The sequence below is a fragment of the Streptomyces sp. JJ36 genome (assembly GCF_021696945.1).
Classification (GTDB): Bacteria; Actinomycetota; Actinomycetes; order Streptomycetales; family Streptomycetaceae; genus Streptomyces.
In genome coordinates, this window is record NZ_JACYHE010000039.1 from 38096 (window position 1) to 53928 (window position 15833).

14 protein-coding genes and 1 riboswitch are annotated in these 15833 nt (G+C 75.2%); of the genes, 5 read left to right on the forward strand and 9 right to left on the reverse strand.

Annotation, left to right across the window (positions count from 1 at the left end):
• The first annotated feature begins 116 nt into the window (after positions 1-116).
• The gene (locus HOY81_RS16270; protein ID WP_237321151.1) at positions 117-1070 is read left to right on the forward strand and encodes an aldo/keto reductase; all 954 of its coding nucleotides are present in this window, start codon (positions 117-119) and stop codon (positions 1068-1070) included.
• 483 nt (positions 1071-1553) lie between these two features.
• Entirely contained in the window at positions 1554-2897 is a 1344-nt protein-coding gene (locus tag HOY81_RS16275) for an endo-1,4-beta-xylanase (protein ID WP_237321138.1), read from the forward strand.
• 57 nt (positions 2898-2954) lie between these two features.
• Here HOY81_RS16275 and HOY81_RS16280 read toward each other — a convergent pair whose 3' ends face one another.
• Positions 2955-4334: a peptidase C39 family protein gene (locus tag HOY81_RS16280; protein ID WP_237321139.1), complete on the reverse strand. Its 1380-nt coding sequence runs from the start codon at positions 4332-4334 to the stop codon at positions 2955-2957.
• 196 nt (positions 4335-4530) lie between these two features.
• Between HOY81_RS16280 and HOY81_RS16285 the strand changes: the two genes are divergently transcribed.
• Both HOY81_RS16285 and HOY81_RS16290 read left to right on the forward strand, forming a co-directional pair.
• The gene (locus HOY81_RS16285) at positions 4531-5202 is read left to right on the forward strand and encodes a uridine kinase (RefSeq protein ID WP_237321140.1); all 672 of its coding nucleotides are present in this window, start codon (positions 4531-4533) and stop codon (positions 5200-5202) included.
• Positions 5203-5575: 373 nt separating this feature from the next.
• On the forward strand, positions 5576-7519 hold the full coding sequence (locus HOY81_RS16290; protein WP_237321152.1) for an AAA family ATPase: 1944 nt from the start codon (positions 5576-5578) through the stop codon (positions 7517-7519).
• A gap of 51 nt (positions 7520-7570) precedes the next feature.
• Here HOY81_RS16290 and HOY81_RS16295 read toward each other — a convergent pair whose 3' ends face one another.
• From HOY81_RS16295 to ribD, 8 genes are all read right to left on the reverse strand, one after another.
• On the reverse strand, positions 7571-8017 hold the full coding sequence (locus tag HOY81_RS16295) for a PH domain-containing protein (RefSeq protein WP_237321141.1): 447 nt from the start codon (positions 8015-8017) through the stop codon (positions 7571-7573).
• 14 nt (positions 8018-8031) lie between these two features.
• Entirely contained in the window at positions 8032-8886 is an 855-nt protein-coding gene (gene hisG, locus HOY81_RS16300) for an ATP phosphoribosyltransferase (protein ID WP_237321142.1), read from the reverse strand.
• Positions 8887-8995: 109 nt separating this feature from the next.
• Positions 8996-9268, reverse strand: a complete 273-nt coding sequence (locus HOY81_RS16305) for a phosphoribosyl-ATP diphosphatase (RefSeq protein ID WP_237321143.1) — start codon at positions 9266-9268, stop codon at positions 8996-8998.
• A 33-nt stretch (positions 9269-9301) separates the two neighbouring features.
• Positions 9302-9787 carry a 6,7-dimethyl-8-ribityllumazine synthase gene (gene ribH / locus HOY81_RS16310; RefSeq protein ID WP_237321144.1) on the reverse strand — a complete coding sequence of 162 codons (486 nt, stop codon included), beginning with the start codon at positions 9785-9787 and terminating at the stop codon, positions 9302-9304.
• Between the two features lie 85 nt (positions 9788-9872).
• The gene (locus tag HOY81_RS16315; RefSeq protein WP_237321153.1) at positions 9873-11180 is read right to left on the reverse strand and encodes a bifunctional 3,4-dihydroxy-2-butanone-4-phosphate synthase/GTP cyclohydrolase II; all 1308 of its coding nucleotides are present in this window, start codon (positions 11178-11180) and stop codon (positions 9873-9875) included.
• 5 nt (positions 11181-11185) lie between these two features.
• The gene (locus HOY81_RS16320; RefSeq protein WP_237321145.1) at positions 11186-11842 is read right to left on the reverse strand and encodes a nicotinamide mononucleotide transporter family protein; all 657 of its coding nucleotides are present in this window, start codon (positions 11840-11842) and stop codon (positions 11186-11188) included.
• The gene (locus tag HOY81_RS16325) at positions 11839-12480 is read right to left on the reverse strand and encodes a riboflavin synthase (RefSeq protein WP_237321146.1); all 642 of its coding nucleotides are present in this window, start codon (positions 12478-12480) and stop codon (positions 11839-11841) included. Before HOY81_RS16325 ends, HOY81_RS16320 begins: the two co-directional genes overlap by 4 nt.
• 11 nt (positions 12481-12491) lie before the next feature.
• The gene (ribD, locus tag HOY81_RS16330) at positions 12492-13652 is read right to left on the reverse strand and encodes a bifunctional diaminohydroxyphosphoribosylaminopyrimidine deaminase/5-amino-6-(5-phosphoribosylamino)uracil reductase RibD (RefSeq protein WP_237321154.1); all 1161 of its coding nucleotides are present in this window, start codon (positions 13650-13652) and stop codon (positions 12492-12494) included.
• Between the two features lie 180 nt (positions 13653-13832).
• A riboswitch (FMN riboswitch) is annotated at positions 13833-13963 on the reverse strand.
• A gap of 335 nt (positions 13964-14298) precedes the next feature.
• On the opposite strand from ribD, the gene HOY81_RS16335 reads away from it, so the two are divergent.
• Positions 14299-15501, forward strand: a complete 1203-nt coding sequence (locus HOY81_RS16335) for an MFS transporter (RefSeq protein WP_237321155.1) — start codon at positions 14299-14301, stop codon at positions 15499-15501.
• Positions 15502-15833: the final 332 nt, after the last annotated feature.

Below are 15833 nucleotides of genomic sequence, written 5' to 3' on the forward strand. Positions count from 1 at the left end.
TCGCGCGCCCCGGGCGGACCGCCGGGGCGAGGAGGCCGGCGCACCGGCCGGCCGGACGAGAAACAGAGGACGGGAAGCCCGTGAACCACAGAGCCGACGACGCCCGTTACGCGACCATGCCGTACCGGCGCACCGGCCGCAGCGGCCTCCGGCTGCCCGCCGTGTCGCTGGGCCTGTGGCACAACTTCGGCCACGACAAACCGCTGGAGATCCAGCGGGACGTGCTGCGGCGGGCGTTCGACCTCGGGGTGACCCACTTCGACCTGGCGAACAACTACGGCCCGCCGCCGGGTGCGGCCGAGGAGAACTTCGGCCGCCACTTCGCGCGCGACTTCCGCCCGTACCGGGACGAGATCCTGGTCTCCACCAAGGCGGGCCACCTGATGTGGCCCGGTCCGTACGGCGAGTGGGGCTCGCGCAAGAGCCTGCTCGCCAGCCTGGACCAGAGTCTGCGCCGACTCGGGCTGGACCACGTGGACGTGTTCTACTCGCACCGCCCCGACCCGGACACCCCGCTGGAGGAGACCATGGGGGCGCTGGCCTCCGCGGTGCGGCAGGGGAAGGCGCTCTACGTGGGGATATCCAACTACTCCCCCGCGCAGACCCGCGAGGCGGCCCGGATCCTGGCGGAGCTCGGCACCCCGCTCCTGATCCACCAGCCGCCGTACAACATGTTCCGCCGCGACGTGGAGGACGGCCTGCTGGACGTGCTGGCGGAGGTGGGGGCCGGGGCGATCGCCTACTCCCCGCTCGCTCAGGGCCTGCTGACCGACCGTTACCTCTCCGGCGTCCCCGCGGACTCCCGGGCCGCGGGAGCCAGCCCGTTCCTCACCGAGGACGGGCTCACCGAGGACGTGCTGGGCCGGGTGCGGGCGCTGGCCCGCATCGCCGAGCGGCGCGGGCAGTCACTGGCCCAGATGGCCGTCGCCTGGATCCTGCGCGGGGGCCGGGTGACCTCGGCGCTCGTGGGCGCCAGCAGTGTGCGGCAGCTCGAGAACTCGGTTGCCGCCGCGGAGAACCTCGCCTTCGACGACGCCGAGCTGGCCGAGATAGACCGCCTCACCCGCTGAGCCCCGTCCGGTGCGTCCGCCGGTGCCCTGCCGGTGTCCCCCGTGTGACGCCGGCGCGGGCCACCGCCGGCCGGCCGGCACCGGAAACCTCCCGTGCCGGCGGGCCGGCCGGAGGCGCAGGGCGTCCCGCCGAGCCGTAAGCCGGCGGGGGCGCCGGCGTGCGACTGCCCGGCTCCCCCGTGGGGCGGCCGGTGCGCGCTCTGGGACCAGCACCGCATCGAGCGGGAGCATCCGAAATATTCGGTCGACTTTCGAAACAACTCGCCACACTAGACCGCACCCTGTGCACGGTCAACGCACCCCGCACAGGACGCGCCAACCCAACGGAATCCCCGCAGCACCCATTGACGGCCCGGCGAGCCCTCCGTAAGGTCACCGCATCCATTCGGGGTTTGTTTCGAAAGTTTCGAACCCTCACACGTGCCCCACCCGCACACCCACCGGCCGCCGCCCGTCGCGGCGACCGCTCTGGAAGGGGATGACATGCGCACGAAAAGACTTCGCAGGGCCCTGGTCGCCGGCCTGGCCGGGCTCCTCGCGGGGGCCGGTCTCACGGCCCTGCCGGGCACCGCCCACGCCGCCGACACCCTGGCCTCCGCCGCGGCCGCCAAGGGCCGCTACTTCGGCACCGCCGTCGCGGCGAACCACCTGGGCGAGTCGGCCTACGTCTCCACGCTGAACCGGGAGTTCGGCTCGGTGACGGCCGAGAACGAGATGAAGTGGGACGCCACCGAGCCCAGTCGCGGCAACTTCACCTTCGGCGCCGGGGACCGGATCGTCGGGCACGCCCAGAGCCGCGGCATGGACGTCCGCGGGCACACCCTGGTGTGGCACTCGCAGCTCCCGGGCTGGGTCTCCGGCCTCGGCGCCAACGATCTGCGGTCCGCGATGAACAACCACATCACCCGGGTCATGCAGCACTACCAGGGTGAGATCCACTCCTGGGACGTGGTCAACGAGGCCTTCCAGGACGGCGGCAGCGGCGCGCGGCGCAACTCGGTGTTCCAGAACAAGCTCGGCGACGGCTGGATCGAGGAGGCCTTCCGCACCGCACGGGCCGCGGACCCGAACGCCAAGCTCTGCTACAACGACTACAACACCGACGGCGTGAACGCGAAGAGCAACGCGGTCTACAACCTGGTCCGGGACCTCAAGTCCCGTGGTGTGCCGATCGACTGCGTCGGCTTCCAGTCCCACTTCAACAGCGCGTCGCCGGTCCCCTCCGACTACCGGGCCAACCTCCAGCGCTTCGCCGACCTCGGCGTCGAGGTGCAGATCACCGAGCTGGACATCGAGGGCTCCGGCTCCTCCCAGGCGGCCTCCTACGCCCGGGTCGTCGACGCCTGCCTGGCCGTCTCCCGCTGCACCGGGATCACGGTGTGGGGCGTCACCGACAAGTACTCCTGGCGCAGCGGCGGCACGCCCCTGCTGTTCGACGGGAACTACGCCAAGAAGCCCGCCTACCACTCCGTCCTCTCCGCCCTCGGCGGCTCCGGCGGCGGGGACGACGGCGGCGGCGACGCGGGCTGCAGCGTCTCCTACACCAAGACGCGGGAGTGGAGCGACCGCTTCAACGGCCAGGTGACGGTCACCGCGGGCAGCCGCCCCATCAGCGGCTGGACGGTCACCGTGACCGTCACACCCCCGCAGAAGGTCTCCGCCACCTGGAACGGCAGCCCCACCTGGGACTCCAGCGGCAACGTGATGACCATGCGGCCGAACGGCAACGGCAACCTCTCCGCGGGCGCCTCGACCAGCTTCGGCTTCACGGTGATGAAGAACGGCAACTCCGCCGCGCCGGTCCTCGGCGGCTGCACGGCCTCCTGATCCCTCCGCACGCCGCGGCCCGCCTCGCCCCTCCGGGCGGGGCGGGCCGTACGCGGCTCAGCGGATGCCGAGCTCCCGCAGCACGCGGCGCTGGGCGCCGGAGGGGTGCTCCGGGAAGTAGAGGTAGCAGACGCCGCCGGTGCCGCTGCGGACCTCGCCTTCGGCGTTGTACCGCCTGGTGCGCAGCCAGATGTTCTCGAACTGGCGGCGCGGGTAGACGCGGCGGACGGCGGCGTTGTCCTCCGAGGCGGGGTCGTTGGCGATGACATCGCCGTCCTCGGTGAAGCCGATGACGGTCATCAGGTGCCCGGCGGTGCCGTAGCCGGCTCCGTCCAGCTCGTCCTCGGTGAAGGACTGCGAGGTGATCAGCGGGATGCCGGCGGCCACCAGCCGTTCGGCGTCGTCCAGCGAGGCGCACCGGGTGACCACGGACTCCAGGCCGTGGTAGGTGGCGGCGTAGGCCGCGTTGAACGGCCAGTTGCCACAGCCCTCGTAGGCGTAGTCGAAGGTCATCCGGGCGGCGTGGCAGACCTGCGGATCGTCGTACTCCGGCTTCACCCAGGCGAGGTCCTCGGGCGTGGGCCGGTGCCCCCAGTACTCGATGATCATCTGGGAGGAGGTGGGGCTGCACCACGCCTCTCCCCCGCCGTCGAACTCGGGGTAGCGGCCCTCGTGGACGTTCTGCGAGTAGCGCGGCACGTCGAGCTCGATCCCGCGGGCGCACCCGGGCTCGGCGGCCGGGACCTCGAAGCGCGCCGGCAGGTCGGAGAGCATGGCGCCCAGCCGCCGGACGACCGGCACGGAGCGGGAGCCGGGGGCGCGGCAGAGGGTGAGGCGGAGCCGGTAGGCGGCGAGCCGGAGGCCGGATCCGGTGTCGCCGACGGCGAAGGTGTCGGTCCAGATGCTGCTCCGGCCGTCGCCCTGACCGGGGACGGAGGTCCGGCGCGGGACGTCCTCGCCGTCGCCCGCGGTCCAGACGCCCAGGGTGTACCAGGGCGTGCGGCACCCGTCGGAGTACTCGCCCCGCATCTCGACGCGGAGCCAGGTGCCCTCGGGGGTGACCGCGTTCCAGGAAGCGACCAGCTCGGCCGCCGGGACCGCCGGGGTGTGGGGCGCGGAGGTCCAGGTGGCGTACTCCCACTCGGCGGTCCGGCCGGTGTGCGGGTCGTGGTACTCCGTGGTGCCGGCCGGCTCGGCGAACGCCAGGCCCGGGCACCGTCCGTACGCCACCCGGGTGCCCGCGTGCTCGCCGTTCCGCCAGTCGCGGTAGGAGCTCCAGCCGTGGAAGTCGATGAGGTCACCGTCCTCGGGTCGGTGCGGGCGGCGCCGGCCGGCGGGGCCGGCGGCGTGCGCGACCGCGGAGGGTGCGGCGGTGACGGCGGCCACGGCGGCAGCGGCGGCGAGCACGCTCCGGCGCTTGGCGGATCTGCTGGTCATGACGGAGTCCCCCAGTCGTCCGTGCTGCGGCGGGTGGTAGAGCGGTCACAACTATCGCCGGTCCCCCGCCCTTCGGGCCAGTGATCCGGCGGTCCGGCGCGCCGTTCCGCCGAAGATTCATTGGCCCGACCAGTGGCGGGCGGGGGGACGGGCGGCCGGGGCGCCGCGGGGCGGCCGCGGCCCGTAGGCTGGCGGCATGACGTCCGCCGACGGTCTGCCCGGCCTGGCACGCCTGCTGGCCGCCCGGCCGCCGTCCTGCGGACCGGTGCGCCTGGTGGGCGTGGACGGGCACGCGGGGTCGGGGAAGTCGACGCTCGCCGGGCGGCTCTCCGGGCTGCTGGGGGGCGCGCCGGTGCTGCATCTGGACGACCTGGCGAGCCACGACGCGTTCTTCGGCTGGACGGAACGGTTCGCCGCGCAGGTCGCGGGGCCACTGGCGCGGGGCGCACGGGCGCACTTCGAGGCGTACGACTGGCACCGGCGCGCCTTCACTCGCGAGGGTGAGATTGCACCGCGGCCGGTGGTGCTGGCCGAGGGGGTGGGCGCGGGCCGCCGGGAGCTGCGCCCGCTGCTGTGCTGCCTGCTCTGGATGGACCTGCCCCGGGAGGCCGCCTGGGCGCGCGGGCGGCGGCGGGACGGGCCGGAGCTGGCGGAGTTCTGGGGGGCGTGGACGCGCGCGGAGGAGGCGCACTTCGCGGCGGATCCCACCCGCCCCCGGGCGGATCTCCTGGTACGGGAGAGGGGCGCGGGTTACGAGGTGCGGAGGGGACCTGGTGGGCAGGCGAGGCATCCGGGGAGCATCACACTGGGTGACATGTCCACCGTCGTTCCGGGAAACCGGCAGGCCGGGGAGACGGGACGGGCTTGACCCGGGGGGCGCCCAGGAATTACGTTCTCAATACGCGGTCTGTACAGGCCGCATGCAGACGCGGAGCCCCCGGTTGTTCCCCCGTGACCGGGGGCTCCGTCCTGTGTCGGGCGCGCGACCCTTGGCCAAGGGATGGCCACTCTCCGTCACTCTCCGCAGTGCCGCGCCCGTGGTCCCCGCCCGCGGCTGCCGTGAACCCGGCGCTCTTCGGCCGCACGGTCTGCCCGGGTACGATGCGAATCGGCGCGGGAAGCCGGGTAATTCCTCAGGGACAGCGGCAACTCCCGCCCGCAGTGCGGCTGTTCGTCCGGTGCCCCGTGCGGCGCCGGGCGGCGGGCCGTCCAGGGACGGGGGTCGTTTCGTGGGGGACGTGATGGATTTCGGCATGCAGGACCCGCGCGGTCCGCACGCCCCGGCCGACCTCGCCTGGCTGCGCGGGGTGGACGCGTACACCGTGGGGGCGTACGCGCAGGCGGAGGAGGAGTTCCGCACCGCGGTGCGGATGGACGCGGGCATGGCGGACGCCTGGCTCGGCCTGCACGCGCTGCGCGCCGACACCACGACCGCCCTGCTGCGGATGCACCACCACCGGCGGCGCTTCGGGGAGCAGCGCGCCCGGCACCGCCGCACGCTGAACTCGTGGTACTGGCTGGGCTGGTGGGTGCAGCCCGTGCTGGAGACCGAGCGGGACCTGCTGCTGGCGCACGCCTCGCACTGGCTGGACGGCCGCCACGTGGCCGAGCTGGACCGCGCCCTGGCGGAGTGCCCGCCGGTGGAGGCGGACCCGCAGGCCCGCTTCCTGCACGCCTGCCGCGCCTATCTGGCCAAGGACTGGGACCGGCTGGTCCGGCACACCGAGCCGCTGGTGGACGACCCCGTGCTGGGCATCGAGGCCGGGCTCTTCGCCGGCATGGCCCGGGTGCGGCTGGAGATGTACGCCCAGGCGGAGCCGCTGCTGGCGGCGGCGCTCATGCGCTGCCGCAGCGAGCAGCCGCAGCGCAAGGAGCTCCGCTACTGGCTGGCCCGCGCGCGGGAGGGCACCGGGCGCAGCGCTGCCGCGCTGCCGCTCTACCGCGCGGTGCACCGGGTCGACCCGGCGTTCATGGACACCGCGGCCCGGCTGACGACCATCGCGGAGGGGGACGGGCCCGGCGACAGCCCGGATCTGGCGGCCACCGTCACCCTGACCGGGACCGGCGGTCCGGAGGCCCCCGTCACGGGGCCCGCGACGGGGCCGGAGGCGCCGCCCGGAGAGGGCGGCGGCGTGCTGGAGATGCCGGACGCCGACCCGGACGCGGACCCGGAGGCCGACGCCCTGCGGCTGGAGGACACCGGCGACCCGGCGGAGCCGCCGCGGGTCGACGCCGGTCCGGTGCGGGAGCGGCGCGCGGCCGGGGACGGCGACCGGCTCCCGGTGGGCCCCGCCGATCCGGTGCTGCTGGCTCAGGCGCTGGACGAGCTGGAGCGGATGGTCGGGCTGGAGCCGGTGAAGCGGCAGGTGCGGGCGCTCTCGGCGCAGCTGCGGATGGCGCGGCTGCGGGCCCGCCAGGGACTTCCGGTGCAGCCGCCGAAGCGGCACTTCGTCTTCTCCGGGCCGTCCGGCACCGGGAAGACCACGGTCGCCCGCATCCTCGGCCGGGCGTTCTACGCGCTGGGACTCCTCGGCGGCGACCACCTGGTGGAGGCGCAGCGCGCGGATCTGGTCGGGGAGTTCCTCGGGCAGACGGCGGTGAAGGCGAACGAGCTGATCGACTCGGCGCTGGGCGGGGTGCTCTTCGTGGACGAGGCGTACGCCCTCTCCAACAGCGGCTACAGCAAGGGCGACGCCTACGGCGACGAGGCGCTCCAGGTGCTGCTGAAGCGGGCGGAGGACAACCGGGACCGGCTGGTGGTGATCCTGGCGGGCTACCCGGAGGGCATGGACCGGCTGCTGGCGGCCAATCCGGGGCTCGGGTCCCGGTTCACCACCCGGGTCGACTTCCCCAGCTACCGCCCGCTGGAGCTGACCGCCATCGGCGAGGTGCTGGCGGCGGAGAACGGCGACTCCTGGGACGAGGAGGCGCTGGACGAGCTGCGCAGCATCAGCGGCCATGTCGTCGACCAGGGCTGGATCGACGAACTGGGCAACGGCCGGTTCCTGCGCACGCTGTACGAGAAGAGCTGCGCCTACCGCGATCTGCGGCTGTCCGGCTATCCGGGGACGCCCACCCGGGAGGACCTGTCCACCGTGCGGCTGCCGGACCTGATGCAGGCCTACGGCGAGGTGCTCTCCGGCCGGGGCCCGGAGGGCCCGCGGCCCGGGCCGCCCCTCGGCTGAGGGTGGCGGGCGCGGGCGCCGGCGCCCGGCCGCTCCGCCGGGGCGGACGGCTCAGCCGCTCGCGCCGCCCGTGCCGTGCTCCTCGGCGAGGGCGCGCAGGGCGCCGGCGTCGGCGAGGGCCCGGCGCCGCGCGATGCCGGGCTGGATGCCCATGGCGGGCAGGTTGGTGCCGTCGGCGAGATCCAGGCTGACCCAGGGGTCGCCGGGCCGGAGGTTCACCCGGAGCACCTCTGCCCAGGCGAGACGGCGCTTGGTGGTCAGGTTGACCACCGTGACGCCGTCCCGGTCCGCCGTGACCCGGGGGCGGCTGAGCAGGATGAGGACGCCGAGGAAGAGCGCCCCGGTGAGCACGAAGGTGATCCGCTCCCCCACGGTCAGCGTCTCCAGGACGACCGCGATCACGGTGAGCACGGCGCAGGCGCAGGCCCCGACGGTGAGCAGCACCACGCGGGTGCGGGTGGGCCGGAAGGTGACGGGGAGCTGCGGCGGCTGGGTCACGGCGGTCCCGGGGGTCAGAGGCGGCAGGCGTGGATGCCGGTGGTCAGGATGGCGCGGGCGCCGAGCTCGTAGAGGTCGTCCATGATCCGCTGGGCCTCCTTGGTGCGCACCATGGAGCGTACGGCGACCCACCCCTGGTCGTGCAGCGGCGAGACGGTGGGCGACTCCAGGCCCGGGGTGAGGGCGACGGCCTCCTCCAGCCGTTCGGCGCGGATGTCGTAGTCCATCATGACGTAGCGGCGGGCGACCAGGACGCCCTGCATGCGGCGCAGGAACTGCTGCACCTTGGCGTCCTCCCGGAGCTCCTCGGCGCCGACGCGGCCGATCACCACGGCCTCGGAGTGCAGGATCGGCTCGCTGATGATCTCCAGGCCGGCGTTGCGGAGGGTGGTGCCGGTCTCCACCACGTCGGCGATGACTTCGGCCACGCCGAGCTGGATCGCCGTCTCCACGGCGCCGTCGAGACGGACGACGGACGCGTCGACGCCGTGGTCGGCGAGGTGCTGCCGGACCAGCCCGGCGAAGGAGGTGGCCACGGTCATCCCGCCGAACTCGCTGACGTCCTTGGCGGTGCCGGGCAGCGTGGCGTAACGGAAGGTGGAGCCGGCGAAGCCGAGCTGCATGATCTCCTCGGCGTCGGCGGCGGAGTCCAGCAGCAGGTCGCGCCCGGTGATGCCGATGTCCAGCTTGCCGGAGCCGACGTAGACGGCGATGTCACGCGGGCGGAGGAAGAAGAACTCGACCTCGTTCTCCGCGTCCACGAGCACCAGCTCGCGGCGGTCCTTGCGCTGCCGGTAGCCCGCCTCATGGAGCATCGCCGACGCAGGCTCGGACAGTGAACCCTTGTTGGGGACGGCGATGCGCAGCATGGACGGGCTTCCTTCGGTGCTGGGGGTGTGCGGACGGGATGGGTGCGGTGGCCGGGCCGGCGGGCGGGCCGGACCGGAGACCGGGCCGGTGCGGCCCGGCCGGCGGCGCTCAGAGATGAGCGTATACGTCCTCGAGGGAGACGCCGCGGGCGATCATCATGACCTGAAGATGGTAGAGGAGCTGGGAGATCTCCTCGGCCGTGCGGCCGGTCCCCTCGTGCTCGGCGGCCATCCACACCTCGGCCGCCTCCTCGACGACCTTCTTGCCGATCGCGTGGACGCCCTGCCCGACCAGGTCCGCGGTGCGGGAGGTGAGGGGGTCGCCGGCGGCGGCCTTCTGCTGGAGCTCGGCGAAGAGCTCCTCGAATGTCTTGTTCGCCATGGTGGCTCCACCCTACGTGCTCACGCGGGGGCGTCAGCGCCAGGGTTCGGCCACGGTGCGCAGGGTGGCGGCGGTGGCCACCGCGGCGGTCGCGGCCTCGTGCCCCTTGTCCTCCCGGGAGCCCTGCAGCCCGGCGCGGTCCAGCGCCTGCTGCTCGTCGTCGCAGGTGAGCACGCCGAAGCCGACGGGGACACCGGTGTCCACGGTGACCTGGACGAGGCCCTGCGTGACGCCCTGGCAGACGTAGTCGAAGTGCGGGGTGCCGCCGCGCACCACCACCCCGAGTGCCACCACGGCGTCGTAACCGCGCCCGGCGACCACCTTCGCCACCACGGGCAGTTCGAAGCTGCCGGGGACGCGGAGCACGGTCGGCTCGTCGATGCCGAGCTCGCGCAGGGCCCGCAGGGAGCCGTCGACCAGCCCGTCCATCACCTGCTCGTGCCACTGCGCGGCGACCACGGCGACCCGCAGGTCGCCGCAGTTCCGGACGGTCAGTTCGGGTGCGCCCTTGCCGCTCACGGTCTGAGTCGCTCCTTCGTCGAGAAGTGTTCGCTGAGGTGTTCGTTGAGGTGTGCGCCGGGTACGCGGTGCCGCCCGGGGGCGGTCACTGGTTGCCGCAGGCGGAGACGGGCTCGCCGTCCAGCCAGGGCAGGTCGTGCCCCATCCGGTCCCGCTTGGTGCGCAGATAGCGCAGGTTGTGCTCGCCGGCCTGCACGGCCATCGGCTCCCGCCCGGCGACCCGCAGCCCGTGCCGCATCAGGGCGGCGCTCTTCTCCGGGTTGTTCGTCATCAGCCGCACGGAGCGTACGCCGAGGTCGGCGAGCATCTGCGCGGCGGCCCCGTAGTCGCGGGCGTCGGCGGGCAGTCCCAGCTCCAGGTTGGCGTCCAGGGTGTCGCGGCCGCGCTCCTGGAGTTCGTACGCGCGCAGCTTGGAGAGCAGGCCGATACCGCGGCCCTCGTGCCCGCGCAGGTAGACCACCACGCCGCGGCCCTCGGCCTGCACGCGGTCCAGGGAGGCCTGGAGCTGGGGGCCGCAGTCGCAGCGCTGCGAACCGAAGACGTCGCCGGTCAGGCACTCGGAGTGGACCCGCACCAGCACGTCCTCGCCACCGCCGTCGGCGAGGTCCCCGGCCACCAGGGCGATGTGCTCGACGCCGTCCGCGGTGGAGCGGTAGCCGTGCGCCCGGAAGTCCCCGTAGCGGGTGGGCAGCCGGGTGGTCGCCTCCCGGCGCACGGTGGGCTCGGCGGCCCGGCGGTAGGCGACGAGGTCCTCGATGGAGATGACGGCCAGCCCGTGCTTGCGGGCGAAGGGCACCAGCTCCGGCAGGCGCAGCATCGCGCCGTCCTCGCCGGCGATCTCGACGATCGCGGCGGCGGGGCGGAGCCCGGCCAGCCGGGCCAGGTCGACGCCGGCCTCGGTGTGTCCGGGCCGCTCCAGGACGCCGCCGGGCCGGGCCCGCAGCGGGAAGACGTGCCCGGGGCGGACGAAGTCGCCCGCGGTCGCGGACGGGTCGGCCAGCAGCCGGATGGTGGTGGCGCGGTCGGCGGCGGAGATGCCGGTGGTGACACCGTGCGCGGGAGCGGCGTCGACGGACACCGTGAAGGCGGTGCTCATCGACTCGGTGTTCCGCTCCACCATCTGCGGCAGGGCCAGCCGGTCCAGTGCGTCCGCCTCCATGGGGGCGCAGATGAGGCCGCGGCACTCGCTCATCATGAAGGCCACGGTCTCCGGGGTGAGGGTCTCGGCCGCGACGACGAGGTCGCCCTCGTTCTCCCGGTCCTCGTCGTCCACGACGACGACCGGGCGGCCGGCCGCGATGTCGGCGACGGCCCGCTCCACGGGGTCGAGAGCGAGGCCGGTGCCGTCCGGGTCGCCGAACGCCTCCGGGGGCCAGGTGTGCAGTACGGGCATCGTGGTCATGCGGCGATTCCTTCCGGGACGGGCCGAGCCGCGGGCGTGCGGGTGCGCAGCCACCAGTCGCGCATCCCCCACAGGACGAGACCGAGATAGAGGACGTAGACGAGGCCGGAGAAGGCGAGACCGCTGCTGAAGGCGAGCGGCACGCCGACCAGGTCCACCAGCAGCCAGGCGAACCAGAACTCGACCAGGCCGCGGGCCTGGGCGACCATCGCGGCGACGGTGCCGACGAAGATGTACGCGTCCGGCCAGGGGTTCCAGGAGAGGTCGGGCACGAGGGTGAAGAGGCCGCCGACGGCCAGGGTGCCGGTGGCGGTGCCGGCGGCCAGCAGTGCGCGCTCGCGCCGGGTGGCGAAGCGGACGGCCACCGCGCCGTCCTGCGCACGCCGCTCGCCGCGGGCCCACTGCCGCCAGCCCCAGACGGCGAGGGCGATGATCAGGAGCTGCTTGCCGACGCCGCCCGCCAGGTCGGCGGAGTGGTAGGCGGCGACCAGGACCAGCCCGGCGAGCAACTGGGCGGGCCAGGTCAGCACCGAGCGGCGCCAGCCGAGGGCGAGCGCGACCAGGCCGATGGTGTTGCCCAGCAGGTCGGACCAGATGACGTGCTGGCCGAAGGCGGCGAACGCCTCGGTCTCCAGCCAGTGCAGGCCGGTCACCGGGCGGCCTCCGCGCGGCCGGGCCCGCCGTCGCCGCCGGGGACGGTCCGGCCGGGTCCGAGCAGCCGTTCGACGTACTTGGCGACCACGTCGACCTCGAGGTTCACCGGGTCGCCGGGCTGCTTGCGGCCGAGCGTGGTGAGGTCGAGCGTGGTGGGGATGAGGCTGACGGTGAAGTGCTCCTCGCCCGCCTCCACCACGGTGAGGGAGACCCCGTCCACGGTGATCGAGCCCTTCTCCACCACATAGCGGGAGAGCTCCGGCGGCAGGGAGACGCGGACCAGCTCCCAGTGCTCGCCGGGGGTGCGCTCCCGGATCACGCCGGTGCCGTCGACGTGCCCCTGCACGAGGTGGCCGCCGAGCCGGCCGCCGAGGACCGTCGGCCGTTCCAGGTTGACCGGGGACCCGGCGGCGAGGGCGCCCAGCGAGGAGCGCGTGAGGGTCTCGGCCATCACGTCGGCGGTGAACTCGCCGTCCCCGGCGTCCACCACGGTGAGGCACACGCCGTTGACGGCGATCGAGTCACCGTGCCGGGCGTCCTCGGTGACGACGGGGCCGCGGAGCCGGAAGCGGGAGGAGTCGCCCAGGTTCTCCACGGCGACCACCTCGCCCAGCTCTTCGACGATTCCGGTGAACATCTCGGGTCTCCTCAGGCGGTGCGGACCGGCGCGGTGCCGGTCCGGGCGGGGTCGGCGGTCCGGTCGGCGCCGGCCGCGGGTCCGGCGTCCGGGCCGGCGGGCACGGCGGTGATGCGCAGGTCGGGGCCCAGCCGCGCGGTCCCGGTCACGGTCAGCCGCACCGCCCCGGCGAGGGTGCCGATCCCGGCGTCGCCGAGCGCGGCGGGCCCGGCGCCGAGCAGCGCGGGGGCGAGATAGCCGACGACGCGGTCCACGGCGCCGGCCGCCAGGAAGGCGCCGGCCAGCGTCGGCCCGCCCTCCAGCAGCACGGCGCGCACCTCGCGTTCGTGCAGGGCGTCGAGCAGCGCGGGCAGCGAGAGGCCGGTGCCGGACCGGGGCAGCCGTACCAGCTCGGTGCGCCCGGCGGGCCCGGCGGCGCTGCCGAGCGCGGCGGCGAGCTGCTCGGTCCGGGCGTCCTCGGCGACGGCCACGAGGGTGGGAGCGGCGCCGTCCAGCACGCGGGCGGTGGGGGCGATCGTCGCCTCGGTGTCGAGGACGACGCGCAGCGGCTGCCCGACGCCCTCGACACCGCGCACGGCGAGGTGCGGGTCGTCGGCGCGGAGGGTGCCGGAGCCGACCACCACGGCGTCGGACTCGGCGCGCAGCCGGTGCACGTCGGCGCGGGACTCCGGCGAGGTGATCCAGCGGCTGGTCCCGTCCGCGGCGGCGCTGCGCCCGTCCAGGGTGGCGGCGTACTTCCAGGTCACATGGGGGCGGCCGAGCCGTACGGCGGTCAGCCAGGCGGCGTTGACCTCGGCCGCCTCGCCGGCGAGCAGCCCGCCGTGCACCTCGACGCCGGCCGCGGCGAGCGTGGCGGCGCCGCCGCCCGCGTCGGTGGTCGGGTCGGGGACCGCGTAGAGCACGCGGGCGACGCCGGCCTCGCGCAGTGCGGCGCTGCACGGGCCGGTCCGGCCGGTGTGGTCGCAGGGCTCCAGGGTGACGACGGCGGTGCCGCCGGCCGCGTCGTCACCGGCCTCGGCGAGCGCGTGGACCTCGGCGTGCGGGCCGCCGGCGCGCTGGTGCCAGCCTTCCCCCACGGTGCGCCCGGCGGGGTCGAGGATGACGCAGCCGACCACGGGGTTGGGGCTGGCGGAGCCGAGCCCGCGGGCCGCCAGGGTGAGGGCGCGGCGCATGGCGGCGAGCTCGGCGGGTGATGCCTCTGCGGTGGCCACCGGGTCCTCCTGCCTCTTCGGGCACGGACTCCGGGGCTCGCGGGACTCTGCACGGCACGGGACCGGGGCACCGGACGGAGGCGGGAGGCCGCTCCTGACGGAGCGGGCCGCCGCCGGTCGGCGGCGTACCGGTCACGGCCGCCGCGCACTGCCTCCCATCCGGACTTTCACCGTCGGTCCAGGAATTTCACCTGGTCAACCGGTCGCTGGCTGCGGCCGGGTCGCGGACTTTCACCGCCGGTTCGGACTTTCACCGACCCCGGAGTGCGCTGACGTCACTGGTACGCCACCAGTCTGCCACGGCCGCCGGGCGGGCATGCGACCGGAGACGTGTGGGGTGGGTCACAACGCAGCGCACGCGTGCGTGCACGGTGCGGTCATCCGGCGCTGCGCCCCGCCACCGGAGAATCCCCGCCCCGGGCCGGGGACGGCCCCGTAGCGTGGGCGCGTGACACAGGAGCGAGCAGCACAGGAGCCGGGCGCCGGAGGCGCACCGGCGGGCGGAGAGGACACGGGGACCGGCGAGGGCGCCGGCGGGCCGGGGGGCGCCTCCCCCGGCGCGAGGCGCGGGGTCGGCGCGCCCGGGGACGGTGCCGTACCGCCGGACGTGCGGCGTGCCCGGGTCGCGGTGGCGGTGGTCTTCGCGGCACACGGTGCGGTGAGCGGCACCTTCGCGACCCGTATCCCGTGGCTCCGGGAGCATCTGGGGCTGAGCACGGGGGCGCTGGGGCTGGCGCTGGTGTGCGTGACGCTGGGGGCCTCGGCGGCGATGCCGCTGGCCGCCCGGGTCGCCCACCGGCACGGGCCGCGGCGCGCGCTGCGGCTGCTGTCGCTGCTGTGCTGCGCGGGGCTGCTGCTGCCGCCGCTGATGCCGGGGCTGGGCACGCTGTGCGCGGGGCTGTTCGTGCTGGGCTGCGGGCTGGGCCTGATGGACGTGGCGATGAACGCACACGGGGTGCAGGTGGAGGAGCGCTACGGCCGGTCGGTGATGTCCGGGCTGCACGGCATGTGGAGCGTGGGCGCCCTGCTCGGCGGCGCGGGAGGAGCGGTGGCGGCGCACGCCGGTCTGCCCGCGCCGGCGCATGCCGCGCTGGCCGCGCCGTTCCTGGGTCTGCTGGCGGCCGTGGCCTGCCGGTGGACGCTGGACGTCCGGGCGGAGGTCACCGCCGCGGAGCCGCCGCGGTTCGCGCTGCCCTCCCGCGGGGTGCTGGCGGTCGGGGCGATCGGGTTCTGCGCGGTCTTCGCCGAAGGCGCCTCGATGGACTGGTCCGGCATCTATCTGCGCGACGTGACCGGCGCCGAGCCGGGGCTCGCCGCGGCCGCCTACACGGCGTTCGCCTGCACCATGGCGGCCGCCCGGCTGGCCGGGGACGCAGCGGTGCGGCGGTTCGGGGCGGTACGCACGGTACGCGCCGGCGGGGTGCTGGCGACGGCGGGCGGCGTCCTGGTGGTGTCCGCCCGGGTGCCGGTCGCCGCGGTGGCGGGGTACGCGCTGATCGGCGTGGGCATCGCGGTGGTGGTACCGCTGTGCTTCGCGGCCGCCGGACGCGGTGGTGGCTCCGCCCCGGGGCAGGCGATCGCCGGGGTGGCGACGCTGGCGTACGCCTCCGGGCTGGCGGCGCCGGCGGCGGTCGGCTGGATCGCCGAGGCCACCTCGCTGCCGGTGTCGTTCGCAGTGGTGACCGCACTGGCGTCCGGGCTGGTGCTGGGGGCCGGGGTGCTGCGCGCCCCGGCCCGGGAGGCGGCCGCGGCGGGGGTGCCGGACCGGGCCGGACAGGAGGCCGGGCAGCGGGGCGGGCGGACCGGCTGACACGACACCCCGGAGGCCGGGCCGGCGGATCCGGGCCACGGTGCAGCCGGGCCCCAGGGGCGCGGCCCGGGCGGGACGGGACCGTGCCGCGGGAGCCGCGCCCGCCGGGCCCCGCGCCGGAACACGGCGCCCGGTGCGAGCGGTGCACCGGAGCGGCCGGGGCAGACCGGACCGGGTGGGCTGCCGGCACGCCGCCGCCGGGCCGAGGCCGCAGACTGCCGCAGGCCACGGCCGGTTCGCGGGCACTGCCGCGGCCGGCCCCCGGCGCCGCCCCGCGCCGCCTCGCCCCCGAGGCCACCGCCGTGCCCGGAAGCTGGATCGTCGTCCTGCGG

Coding starts and splice junctions, on each gene's coding strand:
- HOY81_RS16325 (WP_237321146.1), bottom strand. CDS start 12,480: ATGTTCACCGGAATCGTCGAAGAGCTGGGCGAGGTGGTCGCCGTGGAG.
- hisG (WP_237321142.1), bottom strand. CDS start 8,886: ATGCTGCGCATCGCCGTCCCCAACAAGGGTTCACTGTCCGAGCCTGCG.
- ribD (WP_237321154.1), bottom strand. CDS start 13,652: ATGCGCCGCGCCCTCACCCTGGCGGCCCGCGGGCTCGGCTCCGCCAGC.
- HOY81_RS16275 (WP_237321138.1), top strand. CDS start 1,554: ATGCGCACGAAAAGACTTCGCAGGGCCCTGGTCGCCGGCCTGGCCGGG.
- HOY81_RS16285 (WP_237321140.1), top strand. CDS start 4,531: ATGACGTCCGCCGACGGTCTGCCCGGCCTGGCACGCCTGCTGGCCGCC.
- HOY81_RS16270 (WP_237321151.1), top strand. CDS start 117: ATGCCGTACCGGCGCACCGGCCGCAGCGGCCTCCGGCTGCCCGCCGTG.
- HOY81_RS16280 (WP_237321139.1), bottom strand. CDS start 4,334: ATGACCAGCAGATCCGCCAAGCGCCGGAGCGTGCTCGCCGCCGCTGCC.
- HOY81_RS16315 (WP_237321153.1), bottom strand. CDS start 11,180: ATGCCCGTACTGCACACCTGGCCCCCGGAGGCGTTCGGCGACCCGGAC.
- HOY81_RS16290 (WP_237321152.1), top strand. CDS start 5,576: ATGGATTTCGGCATGCAGGACCCGCGCGGTCCGCACGCCCCGGCCGAC.
- HOY81_RS16305 (WP_237321143.1), bottom strand. CDS start 9,268: ATGGCGAACAAGACATTCGAGGAGCTCTTCGCCGAGCTCCAGCAGAAG.